The 23,296-nt window shown below is 64.5% G+C and carries 20 protein-coding genes; 7 read left to right on the forward strand and 13 right to left on the reverse strand.

Annotation, left to right across the window (positions count from 1 at the left end; all coding sequences use genetic code 11):
• Both P4U43_RS13935 and P4U43_RS13940 read right to left on the reverse strand, forming a co-directional pair.
• Positions 1-557, reverse strand: a 557-nt coding sequence (locus P4U43_RS13935; protein ID WP_277359265.1) for a 4a-hydroxytetrahydrobiopterin dehydratase, incomplete at its 3' end; no start/stop codon positions are given.
• Positions 558-605: 48 nt separating this feature from the next.
• A complete protein-coding gene (locus tag P4U43_RS13940; RefSeq protein ID WP_277359266.1) occupies positions 606-1,343 on the reverse strand; it encodes a GntR family transcriptional regulator in 738 nt (245 codons plus the stop codon).
• 239 nt (positions 1,344-1,582) lie between these two features.
• On the opposite strand from P4U43_RS13940, the gene nagA reads away from it, so the two are divergent.
• Together nagA and nagB are read left to right on the forward strand one after the other, a co-directional pair.
• A complete protein-coding gene (nagA, locus tag P4U43_RS13945; protein WP_277359267.1) occupies positions 1,583-2,788 on the forward strand; it encodes an N-acetylglucosamine-6-phosphate deacetylase in 1,206 nt (401 codons plus the stop codon).
• Between the two features lie 2 nt (positions 2,789-2,790).
• Complete coding sequence (gene nagB, locus P4U43_RS13950; protein ID WP_277359268.1) at positions 2,791-3,567, forward strand: glucosamine-6-phosphate deaminase; 777 nt, start codon at positions 2,791-2,793, stop codon at positions 3,565-3,567.
• Positions 3,568-3,604: 37 nt separating this feature from the next.
• On the opposite strand, the gene P4U43_RS13955 is transcribed toward nagB, so the two are convergent.
• Positions 3,605-4,876: an MFS transporter gene (locus tag P4U43_RS13955; protein WP_277359269.1), complete on the reverse strand. Its 1,272-nt coding sequence runs from the start codon at positions 4,874-4,876 to the stop codon at positions 3,605-3,607.
• Positions 4,877-5,028: 152 nt separating this feature from the next.
• Here P4U43_RS13955 and P4U43_RS13960 point away from each other — a divergent pair, with 152 nt between their 5' ends.
• The gene (locus P4U43_RS13960; protein WP_277359270.1) at positions 5,029-5,769 is read left to right on the forward strand and encodes an MBL fold metallo-hydrolase; all 741 of its coding nucleotides are present in this window, start codon (positions 5,029-5,031) and stop codon (positions 5,767-5,769) included.
• Positions 5,770-5,773: 4 nt separating this feature from the next.
• Here the strand turns inward: P4U43_RS13960 and P4U43_RS13965 are convergent, their stop codons facing one another.
• Together P4U43_RS13965 and P4U43_RS13970 are read right to left on the reverse strand one after the other, a co-directional pair.
• Entirely contained in the window at positions 5,774-6,454 is a 681-nt protein-coding gene (locus P4U43_RS13965; RefSeq protein ID WP_277359271.1) for an esterase/lipase family protein, read from the reverse strand.
• Positions 6,441-7,193, reverse strand: a complete 753-nt coding sequence (locus P4U43_RS13970; RefSeq protein ID WP_277359272.1) for an alpha/beta fold hydrolase — start codon at positions 7,191-7,193, stop codon at positions 6,441-6,443. The genes P4U43_RS13965 and P4U43_RS13970 overlap by 14 nt, the downstream gene beginning before the upstream one ends.
• Before the next feature lie 93 nt (positions 7,194-7,286).
• Between P4U43_RS13970 and P4U43_RS13975 the strand changes: the two genes are divergently transcribed.
• Positions 7,287-7,757 carry a Fur family transcriptional regulator gene (locus P4U43_RS13975; protein ID WP_277359273.1) on the forward strand — a complete coding sequence of 157 codons (471 nt, stop codon included), beginning with the start codon at positions 7,287-7,289 and terminating at the stop codon, positions 7,755-7,757.
• Between the two features lie 33 nt (positions 7,758-7,790).
• On the forward strand, positions 7,791-9,287 hold the full coding sequence (locus P4U43_RS13980; protein ID WP_277359274.1) for a catalase: 1,497 nt from the start codon (positions 7,791-7,793) through the stop codon (positions 9,285-9,287).
• 66 nt (positions 9,288-9,353) lie between these two features.
• Here the strand turns inward: P4U43_RS13980 and P4U43_RS13985 are convergent, their stop codons facing one another.
• The 5 genes from P4U43_RS13985 to P4U43_RS14005 form a co-directional block, all read right to left on the reverse strand.
• On the reverse strand, positions 9,354-9,953 hold the full coding sequence (locus P4U43_RS13985) for a TetR/AcrR family transcriptional regulator (protein ID WP_277359275.1): 600 nt from the start codon (positions 9,951-9,953) through the stop codon (positions 9,354-9,356).
• A 44-nt stretch (positions 9,954-9,997) separates the two neighbouring features.
• On the reverse strand, positions 9,998-11,509 hold the full coding sequence (locus P4U43_RS13990; RefSeq protein ID WP_277359276.1) for an amino acid permease: 1,512 nt from the start codon (positions 11,507-11,509) through the stop codon (positions 9,998-10,000).
• A 110-nt stretch (positions 11,510-11,619) separates the two neighbouring features.
• On the reverse strand, positions 11,620-14,175 hold the full coding sequence (locus P4U43_RS13995; RefSeq protein ID WP_277359277.1) for an MMPL family transporter: 2,556 nt from the start codon (positions 14,173-14,175) through the stop codon (positions 11,620-11,622).
• A gap of 31 nt (positions 14,176-14,206) precedes the next feature.
• Positions 14,207-14,821, reverse strand: coding sequence for a TetR/AcrR family transcriptional regulator (locus P4U43_RS14000; protein WP_277359278.1), 615 nt, complete (start codon positions 14,819-14,821; stop codon positions 14,207-14,209).
• 182 nt (positions 14,822-15,003) lie between these two features.
• Entirely contained in the window at positions 15,004-16,440 is a 1,437-nt protein-coding gene (locus tag P4U43_RS14005) for an FAD-dependent oxidoreductase (protein ID WP_277359279.1), read from the reverse strand.
• A gap of 197 nt (positions 16,441-16,637) precedes the next feature.
• Here P4U43_RS14005 and rarD point away from each other — a divergent pair, with 197 nt between their 5' ends.
• Positions 16,638-17,600, forward strand: a complete 963-nt coding sequence (rarD, locus tag P4U43_RS14010; RefSeq protein WP_277359280.1) for an EamA family transporter RarD — start codon at positions 16,638-16,640, stop codon at positions 17,598-17,600.
• Here the strand turns inward: rarD and P4U43_RS14015 are convergent, their stop codons facing one another.
• The 3 genes from P4U43_RS14015 to P4U43_RS14025 all read right to left on the reverse strand — a co-directional run bounded on the left by P4U43_RS14015 (position 17,601) and on the right by P4U43_RS14025 (position 22,317).
• Positions 17,601-19,142, reverse strand: a complete 1,542-nt coding sequence (locus P4U43_RS14015) for an APC family permease (RefSeq protein WP_277359281.1) — start codon at positions 19,140-19,142, stop codon at positions 17,601-17,603.
• Between the two features lie 322 nt (positions 19,143-19,464).
• The gene (gene gabT, locus P4U43_RS14020) at positions 19,465-20,832 is read right to left on the reverse strand and encodes a 4-aminobutyrate--2-oxoglutarate transaminase (RefSeq protein ID WP_277359282.1); all 1,368 of its coding nucleotides are present in this window, start codon (positions 20,830-20,832) and stop codon (positions 19,465-19,467) included.
• A 54-nt stretch (positions 20,833-20,886) separates the two neighbouring features.
• Positions 20,887-22,317, reverse strand: a complete 1,431-nt coding sequence (locus tag P4U43_RS14025; protein ID WP_277359283.1) for a gamma-aminobutyraldehyde dehydrogenase — start codon at positions 22,315-22,317, stop codon at positions 20,887-20,889.
• A 148-nt stretch (positions 22,318-22,465) separates the two neighbouring features.
• Here P4U43_RS14025 and P4U43_RS14030 point away from each other — a divergent pair.
• Positions 22,466-23,296 (forward strand): PucR family transcriptional regulator ligand-binding domain-containing protein (locus P4U43_RS14030; RefSeq protein WP_277359284.1); only part of this gene is annotated, 831 nt, incomplete at its 3' end.

A 23,296-nucleotide genomic window follows, 5' to 3' on the forward strand; every position in this document is an offset into this window, starting at 1 on the left:
GCGCCTCCTGCGGCGACGGCTGCGGCGATGCGCGCGTCAGCGACGTCGTGCGGCACCCACACGTCGAGGTGGAACCGCTGCCGTGGGGTTTCATGCGCATCTGTGCCCTGAAACCAGAGCAGCGGAACACGGCCGGAAGGGTCCACGACGTCGTCACCACTCACATTGCGGGCATCGCCGGTGAGCAACGCGGCCCAGAACGGTCCCGCGTCGGCGAGCGCCGCGGTATCGAGCGCGAGTTCCACTTCGGCGAGCGCCCCTGGCTGCGGCGTCAGGCCCTGCTCCTGCGCGATGGAACTGATGGCTCGTGCGAGGTCCACATCGCGCTGTGTCAGTGCACCGACGTCGTGACTGATCAGTTTCAGGTCCACGTGCGGGTAGGTGAGGGTGACATCGGGGTGATGGTTGGCTGCCTCTGCGGCCTCGGTCACAGCGGTCACGAACCGGAGCCCCGCGGTGAAGCTGCCGGTGCGGAAACGGGCGTGGATGCCCTGCGCGAGCTGGCGCCAGTCGTTGAGCCCGGCGTCGAGAATCTGCGTGCTGGTGAGCTTGTCCATGACCCCAGTATGTCGCGGCACGGGGCAGCTGTGACCTATCGGAGCACCTTATTGCGCGAGGGTCATCGAGATCTGATAGCGGTCGGACCGGTAGGTGGAGATCGAATACTCGATCGGCGTGCCGGGTTCTTCCGGTCCGGTGAATGAGCGCCGGTGAAAGAGGAGCACCGGGGCGCCCAGCGCGATGTCGAGCAGCTGCGCAATATCCGCTGACGCAGCACTTGCCTGGACGGTCTGTTCCACGCGCCGCACCGGATGCCCGGACGCCGAGAGCACGCGGTAGAGGGAACCGGTCAGGTCTTCGGCCAGCAGGTTGGGAAGCAGCGCTGGCGGGAGCCAGGACTCGTCAACGCTGACGGGTGCATTGTTGGCGAGCCGGAGTCGCCTCAACCGGTATGCCGGCGCATTCTCGGCAAGGCGAAGATGCGACGCCGCGGCGTCCGGCGGTTCACAGAGCTCAGCTGTGATCACGCGGGTGCTGGGTTGGAACCCGGCAGCGCGCATGTCGTCATTGAAGGACGCCAGGTGCAGCACCGACCGAACCATGCCATGGGACACGAAGGTGCCCTTGCCCTTTTCCCGTACCAGCTCGCCGTCCCGGACGAGATCGGAAATGGCTCGGCGCACGGTGATGCGCGAAACCCCGAACATCTCCTCGAGCTGGCGTTCACCGGGCAGCGCTTCGCCCGGCTTCAATCCTTGCGCGAGCTCCTGGAGCTGGCGCCGCAACCGGAGATGCTTGAGCTCGCCTGACCGGTTTACACCGGCGCTGTGCGTTTTCTCCATGCATCTGTAATATCAGAACAACTGGTTATAACCAGTCACTGCGCCAGGAACTCGATCTGTGTCACCGAATGAACCGACCAGTATGCATTTGCCCCTGAAGACCTAAGGACCCGCATGACGCCCTATGGCAGGCAGCTCACCCACCGCCGGGAAATTATGTGCAGCTTCAGTGACTCCGCCGGCCTCGACGCCACCGGAGCTGCACAAAACTTCCAACCCCGACCGGATGCCCGGGCCAGATGAACAGCGGCCAGAACCGGGTACTCCGCGGCCGGCTGGTCACCGGCCAGCCGGCCGCGGACATTCTTGACGACGGCGCCATCTGGCTCGCCGGGGACCGCATCGAATGGTGCGGACCGGCGTCGGAGTTGCCAGCCGGGAGTCCGCAGGAGGTCGAGGAGGTCCCGGTGATCCTGCCGGGGCTGGTTGACCTGCACTGCCACGGCGGGGCTGGGCACACCTTCTCGGCCGACCCCGACGGCGCACGCGCTGTCGCGGCCCATCACGCTGCCAACGGAACGACGTCGCTGCTCGCCTCGCTGGTCTCCGCACCGGCTGAGGAGCTGATGGTACAGATTGAGGCGCTTCGGGACCTGGTCGACGACGCAACACTCGCCGGCCTGCACCTCGAAGGCCCGTTCATCGCCGCCGATATGTGCGGGGCACAGAACCCCGCGGCAATCATCGACGGCGATCCGGCCCTGCTTCGTCAGTGGCTCGAAACCGGGCGTGGAACCATACGGTCCCTCACACTGGCCCCGGAAACCGCCCACTTCGACGAGCTGGTGTCCCTCTGCCGGCAACACGGCGTCGTCCCGTCGGTCGGGCATACGGCAGCGACTGCGGCGCAGATGCGTGCGGCCCTTGAGCACAATCCGGGCGGGACGTGGTCGGCCACGCACCTGTTCAACCGCATGCCTCCTCTGGACCATCGCCGCCCAGGACCGATCGCAGTGCTGCTGGAAACAGCCCGCCGTGCGCCGGACTCCATGGTCCTGGAACTGATTGCCGACGGCGCGCACCTGCACCCGGACACCGTCCGGATGGTCTTCGGCCTCGTCGGCGCGGACGGTATCGCTCTTATCACGGATGCCATGGCCGCCGCCGGCATGAGCGACGGCGACTACACGCTCGGCACACTGGACGTCGAGGTGCGCAACGGAACCGCGCGACTCGCTTCCCCGGACGGGACCGCCGGCGCCCTCGCCGGAGGCACCAGCCGCCTGCTGGAGAACCTGCGGCGCTGCCGCGACTGGGGCATAAGCCTCGCCGATGCGGTTGCGGCTGCATCCTCCACTCCGGCACGGCTCATCGGGAACGACGACGTCGGAATGCTCAGCCCCGGACGGCGGGCAGATGTAGTGGTCGCCTCGGACGAGCTCGAAGTACTGCAGGTGTACCGCTCAGGTGCCCTGCAACAGCCAGCACCAAAGGAAAGGTCTTAACTGTGCAGGTCATCATCTGCGAGTCACCGGAACAGGTCGGTTCGCGCGCCGCGGACATCATCGAGGCACGCGTACGGCAAGGGCCGGCAGTGCTGGGCCTTGCGACGGGCAGTTCGCCGTCGGGAACCTACCGCGAGCTGATCCGTCGCCATCGGGAAGAACAGCTGAGTTTCAGCGACGCCACGGCGTTCACGCTCGATGAGTACGCGGGGCTCCCGCTGGATCACGACCAGTCCTACCACTCAACCATTCGCCGCGAGTTCGTGGATCACGTGGACCTCCCGCTATCCCGACTGCTGACTCCTCACGGGGACGCGGAAGACCTGCGGGCCGAAGCCGTCAGGTATGACGAGGCCATTCGCGAAGCCGGCGGCGTCGACATCCAGATCCTCGGCATCGGTGCGAACGGGCATATCGGCTTCAATGAGCCGACGTCGTCCCTCAATTCGCGGACCAGGGTCAAGACCCTCGCCGGAGCCACCCGGTCAGACAACGCCCGGTTCTTCCCCGGCGGTGAGGTTCCCCAGCTCTGCCTGACCCAGGGGCTCGGAACCATCCGCGAGGCGCACCAGGCGGTGCTGGTAGCGCTGGGTGCCAACAAGGCCGGCGCCGTCCGGGCAATGGTTGAGGGACCGGTGAGTGCGTTCTGCCCTGCCTCGGTCCTGCAGCTGCACCCACGCGCCGTCGTCGTTCTGGATCCCGAGGCAGCCTCCCAGCTGCAGCTGATCGACTACTACCGCAGGGCGCAGGAACTGAACGACAAGCTGCTGGGCCGGTAGCACCGGTCGCCGGCAGCGTCAGTCCGGGCAGCGCCGGTCAGGGTTCGGGGTTCCGGGAATCGTACTGGCCGAAGCGCGGTTGTAGGCGTGCCAGCAGCACCACGAGCAGGATGCACACGATCCCGCCCCACAGCGCCGTCCAGCCCTCACCGATCCACTCGGCGAACCCGCCGCCCACCAGCTCCCCCAGCCTGGGGCCGCCAGCGACGACGACGATGAACACTCCCTGCAGGCGCCCCCTCATCGCATCGGGAGTTGCTGACTGCAGAATGGTGCTGCGGAAGACGCCGCTGACCGAGTCCGAAACACCCGCCAACAGGAGGCAGACGGCGGCAGGGATGATCCACGGCGTCATCCCGCCGTCGGGTGACCGCCCGGCCAGGATGACGACCAGCCCGAAGGCGCTGATCGACGCGCCCCAGCCGACGACGGACCACTGGACCGCCCGCCCCTGCCGGTGGATGTGCCCCAACGGACCCGAGAACAGTCCGGATAGGACTGCCCCGAATGCGCTTGCTCCCAGCAGGATGCCGACGGTCAGCTCACCGCCGCCGATGAACACGGCACCCACCGCCGGCAGGAGCACGCGCGGCTGGGCCATGACCATTGCCGCAAGGTCAATGAGGAACGTCATCCGGATGTTCGGCCGCGTGCCGAGGTAGCGGAATCCTTCGATGACGGTGGCAAGGCCGGCTCGGCGCACCGGCCCTTCCGGCGGCATGGCTGGCAGGCGGAACAGCGCCCACAGCGCGGCGGTGAAGGTAACGACGTCGATGGTGTAGGTCCAGCCATAGCCCACCTGGGCGATGAGCACGCCGGCCAGCATGGGACCGACGGTGAAGGCGAGCCCAAACGTGATCATGGACAGGGCGTTGGCTGCGGGAAGCAGCTCAGGGCGCACCAGCCGCGGGATGATGGCCGTCCGCGTGGGCTGGTTGATGCCTGCAAACCCGCTGTGGACGGCGATCAGGAGGTACAACAGCCAGATGTTGTCAGCACCCATCCAGGCCTGCAGCGCGATGCCGATGGTTGACGCCCACAGTCCCAGACCGGACAGCAGCGCCACCTTGCGGCGATCATGCGCGTCCGCCACCGCGCCGCCATACAGGCCGGCGAAGATTAGCGGCACCAGTGCGAACAACCCGATGAGACCGACGTTCAGGCTTGATCCCGTGATGTCGTAAACCTGCAGGCTGACTGCAACGAGGGTGAGGTTGGTGCCGATCGCGGACAGCGCCGTGCCGAAGTACAGTCTGCGGAACGCCGGACTTTCCTTTAGCGGAGTGATATCGGCAAGGAGTCTGGGCACCCGGCAAGTGTACCGGCGGAGCGGTTACCTCCGGCAACGACTCACGGTTCCTCCTACCGTTTCATCAGCCTGCTGACTTTCCTTCCTACGGTGGCTAGGGTTGCTCTCACAGTGCGGTGCGTCGCCGATCATCCAGCGGGAGGAAAATCGTCATGCTTACCAGCGAAGTTGCTGAAGGAATCCACTGGCTCGAGCACGCCCACGTGAACGTCTACTTCGTTGAGCAGGAGGATCGCGTCATGATTGTCGACGCCGGCCTTCCGGGCATCTGGCCGCACATCAGGGCCGCGCTGCGGGAACTCGGGTTCGAGAATTCGGTGGTGGCACTGGTTCTCACTCACGCGCACTTTGACCACGTGGGCGTAGCCGCCAAGCTGCGCACTACCTACCGCCTGCCCATTCTTGTCCATCCCGGGGACGCCTACATTGCCGCGCATCCCTACCGCTACAAGCACGAGCTGAACCGCCTGACCGTACCCTTGCGCAATCCGGGAAGCCTGCCGATCCTCGGCAGAATGACACTGGCGGGGGCTTTGACGGTCCGCGGCGTCACGGACACGCTGCCGCTTGTGCCCGGAATTGCGGGCAACCTTCCCGGCACCCCGGAGATCGTCCACGTTCCCGGCCATACCGCCGGCCATGTGGCCCTCCACTTCGCGGACCGGCAAACGCTGATCGTCGGCGACGCACTGGTCACCCTGAATCCCTATACCGGCCTGAAGGGACCCCAGATCGTCTCCGGAGCGGCAACGGCGGACTCACCGCAGGCACTGGAATCGCTCGACCGGATCGCGGCGCTTCCCGCCGACAGGGTGCTGACCGGACACGGCGAGCCATGGCTCTCAACTCCGGCAGACGCCGTCGCCATCGCCAGGCTGAACGGGCCGTCCTGACGGATCAGTCTGAAGCGTGTTCGGCGATGGCGGTGTCAATCGCCTCCAGCAGCCGCTCATTCCCGAGAATCCGGAAGTGCCCCATCACATCCAACTGCACGTTGGTGGCCCCGACCAGCTCGCTGCCGCCCGGAATGTGCGGGTCGAACGTCCCGTAGATCGAGGTGATGCGCGAATTCACCGCGAGGTTGGCGCGCAGCGCGTTCAGGGTCCGGTTCCGTGGAGAGAAGGCCCGCAGGCTCGGCAGCAGCGCAAACATGGCGTAAACCGAGCCTGAAAACGGCGAGTTCACCGCAATGAGCTGACGGACACGCGGCGCGGAATCCGGCAGGGTCATGACGTACTTCCCGATCAGGCCGCCCTTGCTGTGGGCTACGAGGACCACGTCGGTCAGGTTGCGCTCACGCAGGTATTGCTCCACCAGCTCAGCCATCGCGGGAACGGTTCCACGGTTGTAGCCCAGAGCCGTGACCGCATGCACAGGATGCCCCGCTGCGTGCAGGTGGGCTGCCACCGGGTGCATGAACTGCCAGGGCTCATAGATACCGGGCAGCAGAATCACGGGCGCCTTGTCCCCGGACAGCTGCCGACCAGCATCTCCCCGGAACAGAAAGCCACGGGCCTGCCAGAAGCCAACATAGGCGTAATCGAGGATCCACGCCCCGCCGCGCCTAAGCAGCCGCATGCGGGTCTCCCTTGAGCAGCCCCCGAGCGGTCTCTGCCGGTCGGCTGTACATCAGGACGTGCGGAACGTCCGGAACCTCCACCACTGTGGCATTGGGATTGGCGTCGGCCAGCCGCAGCAGCCAGTCCGTCGGGGCGATCGGATCCCGTTCCCCGCGCATCAGCACCACCGGGCACGCTACGCAGGGAAGCGCCTCCTCGAGCTTGTGGCCGACCATCGCCGGGAGGGTCCGCAGATACGGCACGATCGAGCGCAGATAGTCCGTGAACACCATCAGGTTCACGGCCGGTGATTCACGCAGCGTGTCCTGCGCCAACCGCAGCGCCTGCTTGCCGATGGAGCGTTCGCGATCATTCACGGTAGGGCCAAGCAGCACGAGTTTGTGCACCAGCTCCGGCCCGTGCGCCGCAGTTTCGGTTGCCACCTGACACCCCATCGAGTGCCCAATAAGCACCACGGAGCCCACATCGAGGTTGCGCAGAACGGTCAGCACAATCTCTCCGAGCTCCGGAACAGACAGCGGGCGGTGCGGCCCTGGAGAGGAACCGAACCCGGGCAGCTCGATGGCATACACCGCGCTGTTCCGCGCCAGTTCGGCGGCGAGACGCTCGAAGTAGCGGGCCGAGACGCCGATACCGTGAACCAGCACCACAGGATCTCCCCGCCCCACTCTCCGCACGGTCACCACGCAGTCCGCAACGCGCTCCTTAACTACGTCATCCCATGGCCCGCGGCCCATTCTCCTACCCTTCATCGCCGGCATCTCCATCCAGCGTAGTCCGTTAGGTTCGGCTTATTATGAATTACTCACAACAGATGTTTGACTGGTGTCATGACCGAACATACCGCGCCCGCGAACACGTGGGCTGAGTCCCTGCGTTCAGCGGGACGCCGGGTGACGAAGCAGCGCCTGGCGGTACTCGCCGCCGTTGAGCAGTCGCCGCATTCAACCGCGGACGACGTCGTCACTGCGGTCCGCGCCGAACTCGCCGACATCACCGTGCAGTCGGTCTACGTAGTGCTCTCCGACCTCACCGTCAGCGGACTGCTGCGCAGGATCGAAACACCCAACTCGCCCGCACGGTATGAGACCAGGGTGAATGACAATCACCACCACGCCGTCTGCACCGGGTGCGGCCGGATCGAGGATGTGGACTGCGCCGTGGGGCATGCACCGTGCCTGACGCCCGCCTGGTCGCCGGGCTCAAACCAGATGACCATCCAGATTGCCGACGTCGTCTATCAGGGCCTGTGCAACGACTGCCGCGAGGCATCCGCCCAAAATTTCACCACTACTTCCTGAACTAACTGAAACACACTGAAAGAAGGAGAATCCATGACTGCCAACTACAGCACCACCCAATCGGGTGCCCCCGTTGTTGACGACAGCAATTCCTCGGCGCTGGGCCGCGACGGCGCCATCCCGCTGACTGACCATTACCTGATCGAGAAGCTCGCCCAGTTCAACCGCGAGCGCGTGCCCGAGCGCGTTGTGCACGCCAAGGGCGGCGGCGCATTCGGCGTATTCGAGGCCACTGAGGACGTCAGCAAGTACACCAAGGCAGCTCTCTTCCAACAGGGCGCACAGACCGAGACGCTGCTCCGGTTCTCCTCCGTCGCCGGTGAGCAGGGTTCTCCTGATACCTGGCGCGACCCCCGCGGGTTCGCCCTGAAGTTCTACACCTCCGAGGGCAACTACGACCTCGTGGGCAACAACACCCCGGTGTTCTTCATCCGCGACGGCATCAAGTTCCCCGACTTCATCCACTCGCAGAAGCGCCTTCCCGGCTCCAACCTGCGTGATGCAGACATGCAGTGGGACTTCTGGACCCTCTCCCCCGAGTCCGCACACCAGGTGACCTGGCTGATGGGTGACCGCGGCCTCCCCGCCTCGTGGCGGACCATGAACGGTTACGGCTCACATACCTACCAGTGGATCAACGAGGCCGGAGAAAAGTTCTGGGTCAAGTACCACTTCAAATCCGCCCAGGGCCACGAGGCGCTGACCGGCGACGAGGCCGAGGCACTCGCCGGCTCCGACGCCGACCACCACATCCGTGACCTCTACGAGAACATCGAGCAGGGCAACTTCCCCAGCTGGGATCTCAAGGTCCAGGTCATGCCGTATGAGGATGCGAAGAACTACCGGTTCAACCCGTTCGACCTCACCAAGGTGTGGCCGCACGCGGACTACCCGCTGATCCCGGTCGGCAAGCTGACCCTGAACCGCAACCCGGAGAACTACTTCGCGCAGATCGAACAGGCAACCTTCGCGCCGTCGAACTTCGTTCCGGGCATCGCCGCGTCGCCGGACCGCATGCTGCAGGCACGCATCTTCTCCTACGCAGACGCACACCGCTACCGCGTGGGCACCAACCACGCGCAACTGCCCGTCAATGCCCCGAAGAGCGAGGTTCGCAACTACTCCAAGGACGGCGGCGCACGCTTCTTCTTCAACTCGCCGCAGACCCCGGTCTACGCACCGAACTCGATGGGCGGCCCTGCTGCAGACCCGTCGCTGACGGGCCCCGAGGGCGGCTGGGAGAACGACGGCGATCTGGTGCGTGCCGCCCACAGCCTCCACGCTGAGGACGACGACTTCGGTCAGGCCGGAACGCTGTACCGGGAGGTCTACAACGACGCCGAGAAGGCGCGTTTCCTGGAGAACATCACCGGTGCGGTGAGCGGCGTGACCATTGCGGACATCCGCGAACGCGCCATCCAGTACTGGACCAATGTCGATGCCGATCTCGGTGCCAAGCTCCGCGCCAACCTCGGCAGCGCGTCCGGTGCTGCACAGAACTCTGACGCCGAGGCTGCGAACAAGTTCTAGTCCGTAGCGTTTAACCACGCAACGCTGAAGGGCGGGCCCATAGCGGGCCCGCCCTTCCTGCACTTCTTATCTGTTTGCCTGGGAGAGAGCCTGGTCCAGTCCGGTGAAGAAGCGGTCCATCAGCAAGTGCAGTGCCTGTTCGACTGAATCCCGGTCCTGGTTCAGGACGTAGTCATACTGCAGGCCGTACAGACTTGTTGTGAACAACCGCGCCGAGGAATCGGCCTCCGCACGCTGCATACCCTGATTGACCAGCCAGTCTGCCGACAAGGAATGCCAGTAAGCGAACTTCCTCATGGCACTGCCTCGTGGATTGAGGCTCACTGCATCCTGAAGAGCCGCTTCGAATTCAAGGCGCTGCAGCTGTCTGTTCCGCTCAATCAGGAGCCAGTTCCACGAATCGAGAATCCACCTGCGGAAATCTTCCCGGGCAAATCCTTCGGGATTCTCAGGCTTCAACGCGTCATGACGCGCCTCGATGTGCCGGACAATCTCATTGATGAGTTCCTCGCGGTTGCCGAAGTGGTACACGAGTACGTAGCTGCTGATACCCAGGCCGTCCGCCAGGGTGCGGAAGCTCAGGCTCGCGAACGTCTTGTCGAGGAGATGATCGACAATCTGCTCGAGGAGCTCGTTCTTCCGTTCCGGTTTCGGGGGGCGCGCCATTGCTGAATAGTACAGCGCGTGGAGCACGCCCCCGTGCGCACTTCCTACTTCCCGGCGCGCAATTCCTCCAACACCGGCTCGCCCGTTTTATCTTCTGCGGCAAGGCGTGAGTGCCGCTGTCCATAGGCGAAGTAGATAGCGAAACCGACCACGAGCCAGATCCCGAAGAACACCCAGGTCACGGTGGCCAGGTTGAGCATGAGGTACACGCAGAGGATGGCCGACAGGATCGGAATGACCTTGCCGAACGGCACACGGAAGGATGGCTTCAGGTCGGGCCGCTTCTTCCGGAGTACCACGATGCCCAGACTGACGGTGACGAACGCGGAAAGCGTGCCGATATTGATCATCTCGGCGAGCAGTTCAACCTCGGTGAAACCGGCCAGGAGAGCGACGACGACGCCGCACAGAATCTGCGTGCGCGCAGGAGTGCTTCGCTTGGCTGAGGTCCGGCTCAGTCCGCGGGGCATCAGGCCGTCGCGACTCATGGCGAAGATGACGCGCGCCAGGCCCATGAGCAGCACCATGATGACCGTGGTCAGCCCGATCAGGCTGCCCACGGAAATGATTCCGGCGGCCCAGTCAGCACCCACAAGCTGGAATGCGGTGGCCAACGACGGCGACTCAGTTGCGGCCAGCTCCTGGTAGGACACCATGCCTGTCACGGCCAGCGTCACCAGGATGTAAAGCACGGTCACCAGGGCGAGTCCGCTGAAGATGCCGCGCGGGAGGGTCTTCTGTGGATTCTTCACTTCCTCCGCGGAAGTGGCCACGACGTCGAAGCCGATGAATGCGAAGAACACCAGTGCCGCGCCGGAGATGATGCCCGTGAAACCGTACATGGCAGGATTTGCGCCGCTAAGGAAGGACAGGAACGGCTGGGACGCCCAGCTGCTGTCGAGTTCGGCCGGTGCCTCCGAGGCAGGGACAAACGGCGTGTAGTTTGCGCCGTCGATGTAGAAGAACCCAACGACGATGACGAACAGGACGATGGCGATCTTGATGATCGTGAAGATGTTGTTCACGCGGGCGGAAAGCTTGGTTCCCAGCACCAGGATCATCGTGAAGATGGCGACGATGATCAGCGGGCCCCAGTACACCGTGATGCCCAGGAGGTTGACCTGGGACGGAACGTCGAGGTTAAGCACCGCGAACAGATCGCTGAGGTAGACGCCCCAGAACTTCGCGATGACGGCGCCCGCCATCAGCAGCTCGAGGATGAGGTTCCACCCGATGATCCACGCGAGAAGCTCTCCCATGGTGGCGTACGTAAAGACGTAGGCACTGCCTGCCACGGGCATTGCCGTTGCGAACTCGGCGTAGCACATGATGGCGAGCGCGCAGGTGATGGCGGCGAGCACAAACGAGATGGTCACTGCAGGGCCGGCGTTGAATGCTGCTGCCTGGGCACCGACAGAGAAGATCCCGGCACCGACAGCAACTGCGACGCCCATGATCATGAGGTCCCAGGTGGTCAGCGACCGCTTGAGTGTGCGGCCTTTCTCACCTGAGTCTGCGATCGATTGTTCGATCGACTTGGTGCGGAAAAGATTCACGGCTTTGTGTCCTTTGTGGGGAAAACTGACCGGTCAATCGTAATGAGCACGTAATACGCCTCCACATTCGTCTCGGCATGTGAGACGAATGTGGAGGCGTATTGGGACGGTCAGTGTCTGGTTGAGACAGGCGCCGACTCCGTCAGTGGGCGTGCGCCGTCGTCGTCCGTGTGTTCAACCAGGCGAGCGCCTTCAACGTCAACATCGGGCAGGACGCGGTCCAGCCACTTCGGCAGCCACCAGGCTGAGCGGCCGAGGAGGTGCATCGCGGCCGGGATGAGGGTCATCCGGACCACGAACGCATCGAGCAGCACACCGAACGCCAGGCCGAAACCGATGGGGCGGACCATGGTCAGATGCGAGAAGACAAAGCCTGCGAACACCGAGACCATAATGATGGCCGCAGCCGTGACCACCCTGGCGCCGTGGCTGAATCCGACCCGCACGGCTTCCTTGGCGGGCCGGCCATGAACGAAGGACTCGCGCATACCGGAGACAAGGAACATCTGGTAGTCCATGGCCAGACCGAAGAGCACGCCGATCAGGATGATGGGGAGGAAGCTCAGGATCGGGCCGGGGTTGGTGACGCCGAAGAAGTCTCCCAGCCAGCCCCACTGGTAGATCGCGACGGTGGCACCGAAGCTGGCCAGTAGCGAGAGCAGGAAGCCGGCGGTGGCGATGAGCGGCACCAGGATGGACCGGAACACCAGGAGCAGCAACACCAGCGACAGCCCGACGACGATGCCCAGGTAGAGCGGCATGGCCTCCATGAGTTTCGCGGAGACGTCGATGTTCGCGGCGGTCTGCCCCGTGACGGACACGGTCACGCCGGTAGCGTCCTCGATGCTGGCGGCTTCGGCACGGAGGTCACGCACCAGTTGCTCGGTGCTCTCGCTCGCCGGGCCTTCTTCCGGGATGACCTGGTAGATCGCGGTGCGTCCGTCGTCGCTGATTCCGGCAGGGACAGCGGTGACGACGTCATCAATGGCGGCGAGGCGGTCGGCGACGTCGAGCTGGAGGTCGGTGCGCTCGCCCTCATCCTCGATCGGGGGCAGTTCACCGACGGCGAGGAGAGGTCCGTTGGTGCCTTCGCCGAACTTCTCCCCCACCAGTGTGTAGGCCTGGTAGGCGGTGGAATCGGTCGGCTCGGAGCCGCCGTCAGGCAGGCCGACGCGCAGTTCCAGCGCCGGCAAAGCAAGCACACAGAGCGCGACGACGCCAACCAGTACCGTGAGGATGGGTTTGCGGGTGACAAAACCGCCCCAGCCGCGGCCTGCGGCATAGGAATTGTCAACAGAGTGCTCGTCAGCCTGTGCCTCGCTGGCGGAGTGCGCGGTCTTCCAGCGGCGTTTCGAGATGACCCTGCGGCCCATGAAACCAAGCAGCGCGGGCGTCAGGGTGAGCGCAACCAACACGGCGACGGCGACTGTTCCGGCAGCGGACAGGCCGAGGATCGTGAGGAACGGCAGGCCGGGGACGGCGAGCGCAGCCAGCGCGATGATGACCGTGATGCCCGCGAAAAGCACAGCGTTGCCCGCGGTTCCGGTGGCGCGTGCGATGGATTCCTGCAGCGGCATGCCGCGCAGCAGCTGTGTGCGGTGGCGGTTCACGATGAAGAGCGAATAATCGATCCCGACGGCGAGTCCGAGCATCAGCGCGAGCACCGGCGAGATGGAGCTCATCTGGATGACTCCGGTGAGTGCGAAGGTTATTCCGACGCCGACTCCTACGCCGACGATGGCCATGAGCAGCGGCAGGCCGGCTGCTACCAGCGTCCCGAGCATGACGATCAGGACAATGGCGGCGACCAGGAGGCCGATGACCTCGGCCGGACCGAAAATCTCGGAGATGTCCTGGACGATCTCCTTGCTGTATTCGACGTTCAGCCCGGCTTCAGTCGCGGCGCCCGCTGCTTCCTGGACCGCTTCACGGGTCTCGGGTGTGATGGCGTCTACTGCGGTGGTGAACTGGACGCTGGCAACCGCTGTGGTGCCGTCGTCGGACACGAACTGAATGGCTGAGGTGGCCTCGAGGAGGCGCTCTCCGCGCTCGAGTTCCACTCGGGCTGCGTCGAGTTCTGCCTGGCCCTCGTCGAGCTGGGCGCGCTGGGCGTCGATCTCGGCCTGGGCGGCGTCAAGCTGCGCCACGGTTGCGTCGATCTGCTCAGCGGGCAGGAACGCCTTCCCCGCTTCAAATTGAGCGCGCTGGTCATCGAGCTGCGCCTGGGCGGCATCGAGTTGGGCGGCGCCGTCGGCGAGCTCCTGGGCGCCGGCCTCGAGTTCCGCCCTGCCGTTCGCGATCTCCTCGCGGCTGTCGGCGAGCTGCTGGGCAGTCTCGAACGGGTCGATGACTGATTCGACGCCGTCGAGCCCTTCCACCTCCGTGAGGGCAGCCGTGACTTCCTCCTGCTGCTCGGCGGTGAACTCACCGTCAGTGCTCTGGAAAACGATGGTCCCCATGCCGCCGACGGCCTCGGGCATCTCATCCTTGAGCTGATTGAGGACACGCTGTGACTCGGTGCCCGGGATGGTGAAGTTGTTGCTCAGTGCGCCGGAGAAGGCGACGGCGGAGCCACCTACCGCAACCATGATGGCCAGCCAGGCGGAGACCACCCACCAGCGGCGGCGGTAGGCGAAGGAACCGAGTCGGTACAGGAGGAAAGCCATGGTGTTGTGCGTCCTGGGTTAGAGGTCTGGATTAGGAGGAAGGACGGGAGAAGCCGTCGCGCAGCATGGTCAGCGTCGCGACGATGGAGTCCTCGAGGGTTTGCGCCGCATTGTGGTCCGGGTTCTCACTCGATGCCCATTCCCGCATTGCGGCCTTGGCGCAGGAGAGAAGTGAGCCGACCAGCGCGTGCACGTAGAGGGTTGATGCCTGGCCGCGCAGCCGGTCCTCGACCGCGCTGATGATGCGGGCTTCAGCCCGCTCCCAGGCGAGGAGGTGGGTACCGAGGAGGTCCGGGTTGCCTGCAGCCATGCGGAAGAGGTCGCCGCAGTCCTTCAGGTTTTCCACCTTGGTGGTGGCGGCGAGCGCGGCAATCATCGCGTCGAGGATGGGCTCATCCCCGGGACGGTCCGCGAGTTCGGCTTCGGCGCGGTCGAGAAACGACTCCGTGGAGACGATCAGTGCCTCTTCCGGGCTGTGAAAGTAGTTGAAGAAGGTGCGTCGGGAGACGTTCGCCTGATCGGCTATTTGCTCAGCCGTGAATCCGCCCATGCCGTGGGTGCGTGCGAGGTCCAGAGCCGCCTGGGCAATGGCCCTCCGTGTTTCGAGCTTGTTCTGCTCGCGGCGGCTGATTTGCTGTTCTGTCACATACTTACACTATGTGCAACTTTGCACAGAGTGCAAACTGGCGTTCCCGCCGTCGCGCGTGCGGGCCACATTCCCCGGGTACTGAGCATGAAACGGCGTGTCGCCTACCGACACGCCGTTTATTGGGCAAGCCATCCCTAAGAAGGTGGGGAAACCGGCCCACCGCGAAGAACCCCTGGCACTTACTCCCCGCGGGAAATCGCGATCATGTCCTCGCGCGGAACCAGCTTCACACGCTCGCGGACCAGCTCAGGCAGGCTGCCGTCGTCGTGCATGTAGTTGGCGCCCAGCTTCATTTCGTGGGAATCGAGCTTCAGCCAGCCCTCCCAGGTGGTGTACCGGACGCCGCGATCCTCAAGGAGGTTGATGATGGCGTCTTCCGACGGATGCTCTGCCGGGGGCAGGTTGAGGCGGTCCTCCAGGAGGTAGCCGATGGTCTCAAGGGCGTCACCCTTGGTGTGGCCGATCAGCCCCACGGGCCCACGCTTGATCCAACCCGTGCAGTAGATGCCGGGCACCGCGTTGCCTGACTCGTCGATGACCCGGCCGCCCTCGTTGGGAATGACGCCGGCCTGCTCGTCGTAGCCCACCTCCGGAAGTTCGGAGCCGAAGTAGCCGATAGCCCGGTAGAGCGCCTGGACCGGGTAGTCGAGATACTCGCCCGTACCCTCGACTGAGCCGCTGCCGTTGAGGCGGGTGCGTTCGAAGCGGATGTTCGCAACCTTGCCCGGAGTCTCCGGCGAGTCAGTGATCTCCACAGGACTGTGCAGGAAGTGCAGGTGAAGGCGGCGCGACGCCGTGAACTCCGCCGGGTCTTCCGGCTGCTCAACCAGCCAGTTGGTCAGCGTCTTGACCATCGTCTTCGTCTGGTTATTGCTGGCGATCTGCTGTTCCGAGGCCTCGTCAAAGTCGAAATCCTCCGGGTACAGCACAATGTCGACGTCCCGTGAGTGGGACAGCTCGCGCAGTTCCAGCGGCGTGAACTTTACCTGTGCGGGACCGCGGCGGCCGAAGACGTGCACGTCCGTCACCGGCGACTTCTTCAGCGCGGCGTAGACGTTGGATGGAATCTCCGTGACCAGGAGGTCATCGGCGTGCTTGGAGAGGACGCGGGCGATGTCCAGGGCCACGTTGCCGTTGCCGATAACAGCGATCTCCTTGGCGTCCAGCGGCCAGTCCCGGTCAACGTCAGGGTGCCCGTCATACCAGGAGACGAAGTCCGCTCCGCCGAAGGAGCCTTCGAGGTCGACCCCCGGGATGTTGAGGTCCGCGTCCTTCACCGCGCCGGTGGCAAAAATGACGGCATCGTAGAAGGTGCGGAAGTCTTTCAGTGTGAGGTCGCGGCCATAGTTGACGTTACCGAGGAAGCGGATGTCCCCGCGGTCCAGCACTTTATGCAGCGCAGTCACAATTCCCTTGATACGCGGGTGATCAGGGGCCACACCGTACCGGATCAGGCCGTACGGCGCCGGGTACTGGTCAAAAAGGTCGATGGAAACTTCGAAGTCTCCGCCCTTGACCTCCTGCGACTTTGTCAGGATGTCTGCGGCATACACACCGGCCGGGCCTGCGCCGATGATGGCGACCCGAAGTGGACGGACCGACGTCGTGCTGGACACTGATGCCTTCTTCCTGGTGGATGACCTGGGGGCTCCCTGAGGACTTCTCCTAAGGGATGAACGGACGCACATTAGCGCACAGTTTCCTATTCTAAATCCCCCGTCCGATGCGCGTCGAAACCAGTGGCGCGGATCACCCGCTCCCCCACCCGCGTTGCTTACGGAATAGGAACGGCACGACGGCGGTTGGCACGCATGTGAGCCGCACCCGCACCAGTACGCGTCCTGCCCGTAGCGAAAACGCCACGGGCGTGCTTTTTGGTATCGGCGCTTACGGACTGTGGGGCTTGCTCCCCATCTACTTCCTCATCCTGCTGCCGGCCACCGCAGTGGAGATTGTCGCGAACCGTGTGCTCTGGTCACTGATTTTCTGCGCACTGCTGCTGACCGTTCTGCGGTCCTGGGCCACAGTCCGCACCGCCTTTGCGAACCGGCGGGTGCTCGGAACCCTTACCGTTGCCGCTCTCCTGATTGCGGTGAACTGGCTCGTCTATACCTACGGGGTTACCAACGGTCACGCCATCGAAGCTTCGCTGGGCTACTTCATCAACCCGATCGTGTCGGTACTTCTCGGTGTCCTCGTGCTGCGGGAAAAGCTGCGCCCGCTGCAGTGGGCAGCCGTGGGAATGGGGCTTGTCGCCGTCGTCGTCCTGGCGATTGGCTACGGGAACGTTCCGTGGATTGCCCTGGCGCTGGCGTTTTCGTTCGGTTTCTACGGGTTTGTGAAGAAGCGGGTGGGGCCGAGTGTCGACGCCGTGACCAGCCTCAGCATCGAAACAGCAGTGCTGACGCCGATCGCCGCCGTCGTAATGATCTGGCTGGCGCTCTCCGGCGGCGCAACGCTGACCACGGAGGGGCCTGGCCACTTCTGGATCATGGCGGCGTCGGGAATTATCACCGCCGTTCCACTGATTTTCTTCGGGGCAGCCGCCAGACGGCTGCCCCTGACCACCATCGGGATGCTGCAGTACCTCGCGCCGGTCCTTCAGTTCATCCTGGCCCTCACGGTTTTCCGCGAGGAGATGCCGCTGGAGCGGTGGATCGGCTTTGGGCTGGTATGGATAGGCCTCGCGCTCCTCACCGTGGACATGGTCCGAACGGTCCGGAAGAACGCGAGGCCCCGCAAGAGCGGGCAGCAACAGCAGCCCGCGAGCGTCTGACTACTCGGCCACCTCAAGCGCCGGAGTATCCCGGCGCAGCGTCTCGCCGCGGAAAAAGCCTGGATGCGTGCGGCGGACGACGAGCATCACCACGACGCCGAGTGCGATGATCCCGACTCCGATCACGAACACCAGGCCCACCCCGAAGATCTCCGAGCCGCTGCCGAAGGCCGGGTCCCAGCTGTCCACGGCGGTCTGCAGGAACACGATCACGAGGCCGATTCCGCCAAGCAGTGGAGCCAGGAGCCGGAACACGAAGTTCCGCGCCGAGGTAAACGCCGTCCGGCGGAAGTACCAGACGCAGGCCAGTGCGGTCAGGCCGTAGTAGAAGCAGATCATCAGGCCGAGGGCCATGATGGTGTCGTTCAGGACGTTGTCGCTGATGATGCGCATGAGCGAGTAGAACCCGGCGGAGATGACGCCCGCTACAACGGTTGCGAAGACCGGCGAGCGGTACGTCGGGTGCACCGTTGCGAACTTCTGCGGCAGCGCCTGGTAGTAGCCCATGGCCAGCAGACTGCGGGCCGGGGAGAGGAAGGTGGACTGCAGCGAGGCCGCGCAGCTGGACAGCACCGCGAGCGAGAGCAGGATGGCAAACGGTCCCATGACCGGAGCTGCAAGCGCCGCGAAGACGTTCTCGGAGATGTCCGCGTTGTTGAGGCCCAGTCCCTCAGTGCCGATGCCGGCGAACATGACTGTCGCGATGGCGCCGAGCAGGTAGATACCCAGTACGACGACGGCAGTCCAGGTTGCGGCCTGGCCGGCCGTGCGCTTGCCGTTCCGTGATTCCTCGCTCACCGTGAGGCAGACGTCCCAGCCCCAGAACGCGAAGATGGACAGCGACAGCCCCAGTGCAAAGGCGGAGAAGCTTTCGATGGCGAAGGGGTTGAACCAGTCCCAGCTGAACGCCACGGTGTCAGCGGCTGCGCCCTGCTGGATGCGGCTGAACGCTGCAATTACGAACCACGCCAGCACACCGACCTGCAGTCCCACGAGCGCGTACTGCACGGCCTTGGTGGTCTTCACGCCGCGGCAGGAAACCCACACGGCAGCGCCGACAAACACCAGGCACGTCAGGATATTCAGCCAGCGGATACCGGTGAGGTCCGCGATGGCCTCCTGCCCGGTGAGCTGGGCGAGGAACAGATAGAAGAAGTCGACAGCGACGCCGGCCAGGTTGGAGAGCACAATGATGTTGGCCGCCAGCAGCCCCCACCCGCCGATCCAGCCGATGTACGGACCGAATGCCTTGGTCACCCAGGTGAACGTTGTTCCGCTGTCCGGGCTGTCCGCGTTGAGCTCGCGGTATCCCAGCGCCACCAGGAACATCGGGATGAACCCGACCAGGAAGATCGCCGGAAGGTGCACGCCGATACTCTGCACCGTGGGGCCCAGGGTGCTGGTGAGGACGTACGCCGGCGCAATGGTGGAAATACCGATCACGACGACGGCGAGGAGGCCGAGCTGCCCCGTCTTCAGTCCCTTGCCGGAGTACGTGGGTGTGCCGTCTGGAGCGCCGGTGCGCACCTTCATAGTGCTCATGGGTTCCTTACCTCTTTGTTAGGAATTCTTCGTTAAGAATTGTCTTGAAGTCTGGTTCTCTCAGGTGAGACCGCGATGCGCGCCAGCGGGTTCTCCACTGTCACCTGGATCACATAAACGAATTGCGTTCGTTTAGTATGCAGGCTCCGACGCCCGTGTGCAAGAGACACCACCCATGAGTTGGCAGGACATGCCCCTGATCACCCTCCATTCGGGGCGTTTCCGGCCGAATCAACGCACAAGAACGACGGCGGCCGGCCGGGTCAGTCCCTCAAGGGAACCGCCCAGCCGACCGCCGTCGTCGTCGTTTATGCGCTCAGCTCTACTTGACCGCGCGGATTGCCTTCTCGAGGACGTCCAGTCCGTCGTTCAGGAGCTCCTCGCCAATGACCAGCGGGGGCAGCAGCCGGATGATGTTGCCGTAGGTTCCGCACGTGAGGATGATGACCCCTTCCTCCAGGCATGCCGCCGCAATCGCCTTCGTTGCCACCGGGTTGGGCTCTCTGGTGCCCGGCAGAACGAATTCGACGGCGAGCATGGCGCCGCGGCCGCGGACCTCGCCGATGATGTCCGTCTGCTCCTGCAGCGCGCGCAGCCGGGGCACCACGATCTCCTCGATTCGCCGCGCACGCGCGGACAAGTCCAGCTCCGTCATGGTGTCGATCGCAGCGAGCGCCGCAGCGCAGGCAACGGGGTTGCCGCCGTAGGTGCCGCCCAAACCACCGGGGTGCACGGCGTCGAGCAGGTCCGCCCGGCCGGTGACTGCCGAGAGCGGCATGCCCCCTGCGATGCCCTTGGCCATGGTGATGAGGTCAGGAACAACTCCCTCATGGTTCACTGCGAACCATTCGCCGGTGCGGCAGAATCCGGACTGCACCTCGTCGGCAATGAAGACGACACCCTTTTCCTTCGCCCACGCTGCGAGGGTGGGCATGAAGCCGTCAGCGGGAACAATGAAGCCGCCCTCGCCCTGCACCGGCTCGATGATGATCGCGGCGAGTGACTCCGCACCGATCTGCTTCTCCATCACGGAGATGGCCCGCTGCGCCGCTTCCTCACCCGTGATTGACGGGTTTTCCTCGCGGAACGGGTAGCTCATGGGCAGGCGGTACACCTCGGAAGCGAACGGACCAAAGGTGCCGTCGGGGCCGGCCTTGTAGGGCAGCGACTTCGCGGTTAGCGCCATAGTCAGGTTGGTGCGGCCGTGGTAGGCGTGGTCAAACGCGGCTACCGCTGGCCGGCCGGTGGCCATCCGTGCAATCTTGACGGCGTTCTCCACCGCTTCAGCGCCGGAGTTGAACAGCACCGTCCGCTTCTCGAAATCGCCCGGAGTCAGCTCGGCGAGCTTCTCTGCGACGGCGATGTACCCCTCATACGGGGTCACCATGAAGCAGGTGTGGGTGAAGTGCTCCGCCTGTTCCTTCACGGCGCCGACGACGGCGGGATCGGACGCGCCGACGCTTGTCACCGCGATACCTGAGCCGAAGTCTATGAACGAGTTACCGTCGACGTCGTGCAGAATCCCGCCGTCGGCGTCCGCAACATACACGGGAACGCCGGAGGCAACACCCTTGGCAACGACGGCGGAGCGGCGTGCGTTGAGAGCGGTGGATTTGGGGCCGGGGAAGTCGCCGATGATGCGGCGCTTCTGCTCGAGCCGGAAGTGCGGCTGGAGTGCCTGGGTGGTCATAGGAAGTCCTTTCTGGACTAGGAATCTGGACTAAGAATCTCGACGAAGAAGTTCTCAGGCGTCCAGCGCGCTCATGACGTGCTTGATGCGGGTGTAGTCCTCAACGCCGTACATGGAGAGGTCCTTGCCGTAGCCGGAGCTCTTGAATCCGCCATGGGGCATTTCGGCAGTGAGGAGGATATGGGTGTTGATCCACACAGCCCCGAAGTCCAGGTCACGGGAGACGCGCATGGCTGTTCCGTGGTCGGTGGTCCAGATACTGGAGGCCAGGGCGTAGTCGACGTCGTTGGCCATCTCAATTGCTTCATCCTCGGTGGAGAACTTCTGCACGGTGATGACCGGTCCGAAGGTTTCCTTCTGCACGATGTCGTCAGTCTGCCGGGCGCCGGTGATGATGGTGGCTTCGTAGAAGTAGCCCTTGTCGCCGGAGCGCTTGCCGCCGACCGCTACGGAGCAGTGCGAGGGCAGTGCATCCATGACGGCGTTGACGGCGTTGAAGTGGTTGATGTTGTTGAGCGGACCGAAGTAGTTCTTCGAGTCATCGGCGTCGCCCGTCGTCAGGGTTTTGGTGTGTTCAACCATGGCAGCCACGAGATCATCGTGGGCCGAATCCTGCACCAGCACACGGGTCACGGCGGTGCAGTCCTGACCTGCATTGAAGAAGGCCGCCTCGGCGATGGCCGCCGCGCTCTTCTTCACATCAGCGTCACCGAAGACGATGGCAGGAGCCTTGCCTCCGAGCTCGAGATGGGCCCGCTTGAGGCCCTTCGCGGCTCCGGTGGCGACGGCGATGCCCGCCCGCACCGAGCCGGTGATCGAGACCATGGCCGGGGTCTTGTGCTCAACCATGGCTGCGCCGGTGGCTCCGGTGCCCAGCACAACGTTCAGTACGCCGTCGGGCAGGATGCCCTGCGTCAGGCGGGCGAGGACCAGGGTGGATTCCGGAGTGGTGTCGCTGGGCTTCAGCACAATCGTGTTGCCTGCGGCGAGCGCCGGTCCGATCTTCCAGATGGCCATGAGGAACGGGTAGTTCCACGGTGCAACCTGGGCGATGACCCCAACGGGTTCGCGACGGACATACGAGGTGTGGCCCTCGAAGTACTCTCCGGCGGACTTGCCCTCAAGGATGCGGGCGGCGCCGGCGAAGAAGCGCATCTGGTCAGCTCCGGCTGCGACTTCCTCCGAGGCGATCATTTCGCGGATCTGCCCGGTGTTGCGGTGCTGGGCTTCAACGAGTTCCTCGCTGTGGGCCTCGATGGCGTCCGCAAGCTTGAGCAGCATGAGCTGGCGCTGCCCGGGAGTCTCCCGCTTCCAGGAGGAGAAGGCCGTCTTGGCGGCGCTCATCGCGGCGTCGATGTCAGCCTGGACTGACACGGGTGACTGTGCGACCACTTCACCGTTGGTCGGGTTGACGATGTCCAGCAGTTCGCTGCCGCTCGGCGTGACGAACTTGCCGTTGATGAAGTTCTGCAGGGTTGCGACCACGGCGTATTTCCTTTCGTTTCCGGACAGGAGTGCCCAAATTCACTGCCGACCATACGTGGTCCACGCCACGCCGCCTAGGTTTGAACGCACAGCGCTTCCGCAAAAGCGTGATGCATCCGCACAAGCGCGTCAGCCTATAGTGGACGTTATGGCGATCACACTGTCGGCCCTCCTTGCCACGCCCGCACTGAAGCTCCAACAGGTGGGCACCAGTGCTGTGGCGGACGTCCCGGTCCAGTGGGTTGCGGTGACCGAGCTGGAAGATCCGAAGCCATTCCTCAGCGGCGGCGAAGTGGTGCTCACCACCGGCCTCCGGCAGAAATCAGCCACCTCACAGCGGAACTTCGTCCGGCACGTCCAGGCCTCCGGCGCACTCGCGATCGGGTTTGCAACGGGCCTCAGCCACGAGAAGGTGCCCGCCGCGTTCCTGGATCAGGCGGACGAGCTCGGACTCCCGGTGTTCCGCGTTCCGTACGAGACGCCATTCATCGCAATCGGAAAAATCGTTGCTGATTCCCTGTCCGCCGAACACTATGCGCGGCTCGAAAACCTGCTCACGGGCCACCAGGTGCTGGCCGCTGCACTGCTGGGCGGCGGTGGGCTCCCCCAGCTCCTGCGTGAGCTTGCCGCGATGCTGCGCACCGACGTCGCGCTGTCCCAATATGGAACGGTGCTGTTCGCAACCAGTGGCAGCGCCCCGGGCTTCGGGGCAGTTGAGCAGGCCGCCGAGCAGGCCGCTGAGCAGAACCGCGCGTGGCACCGCATGCCGGTGGCGACGGGCCTGAAGGACCGCTGCACTTTGGCCATCGGCGAACCGTACCAACGCGACGCCATCACGGACTACGCACAGAGCCTGATCAGCGTGGAACTGAGCAACCAGGCCAGGCGCAGGGCGAGTGAGCGCGCCGTCGTCGGGCAGTTGCTGCAGGACGTGGTGCGCGGCTCGCTCACCGGCAGCGATGCTGCAGCGCGCCTGGGC

This window comes from Arthrobacter vasquezii, from assembly GCF_029455255.1.
GTDB lineage: Bacteria > Actinomycetota > Actinomycetes > Actinomycetales > Micrococcaceae > Arthrobacter_D > Arthrobacter_D parietis.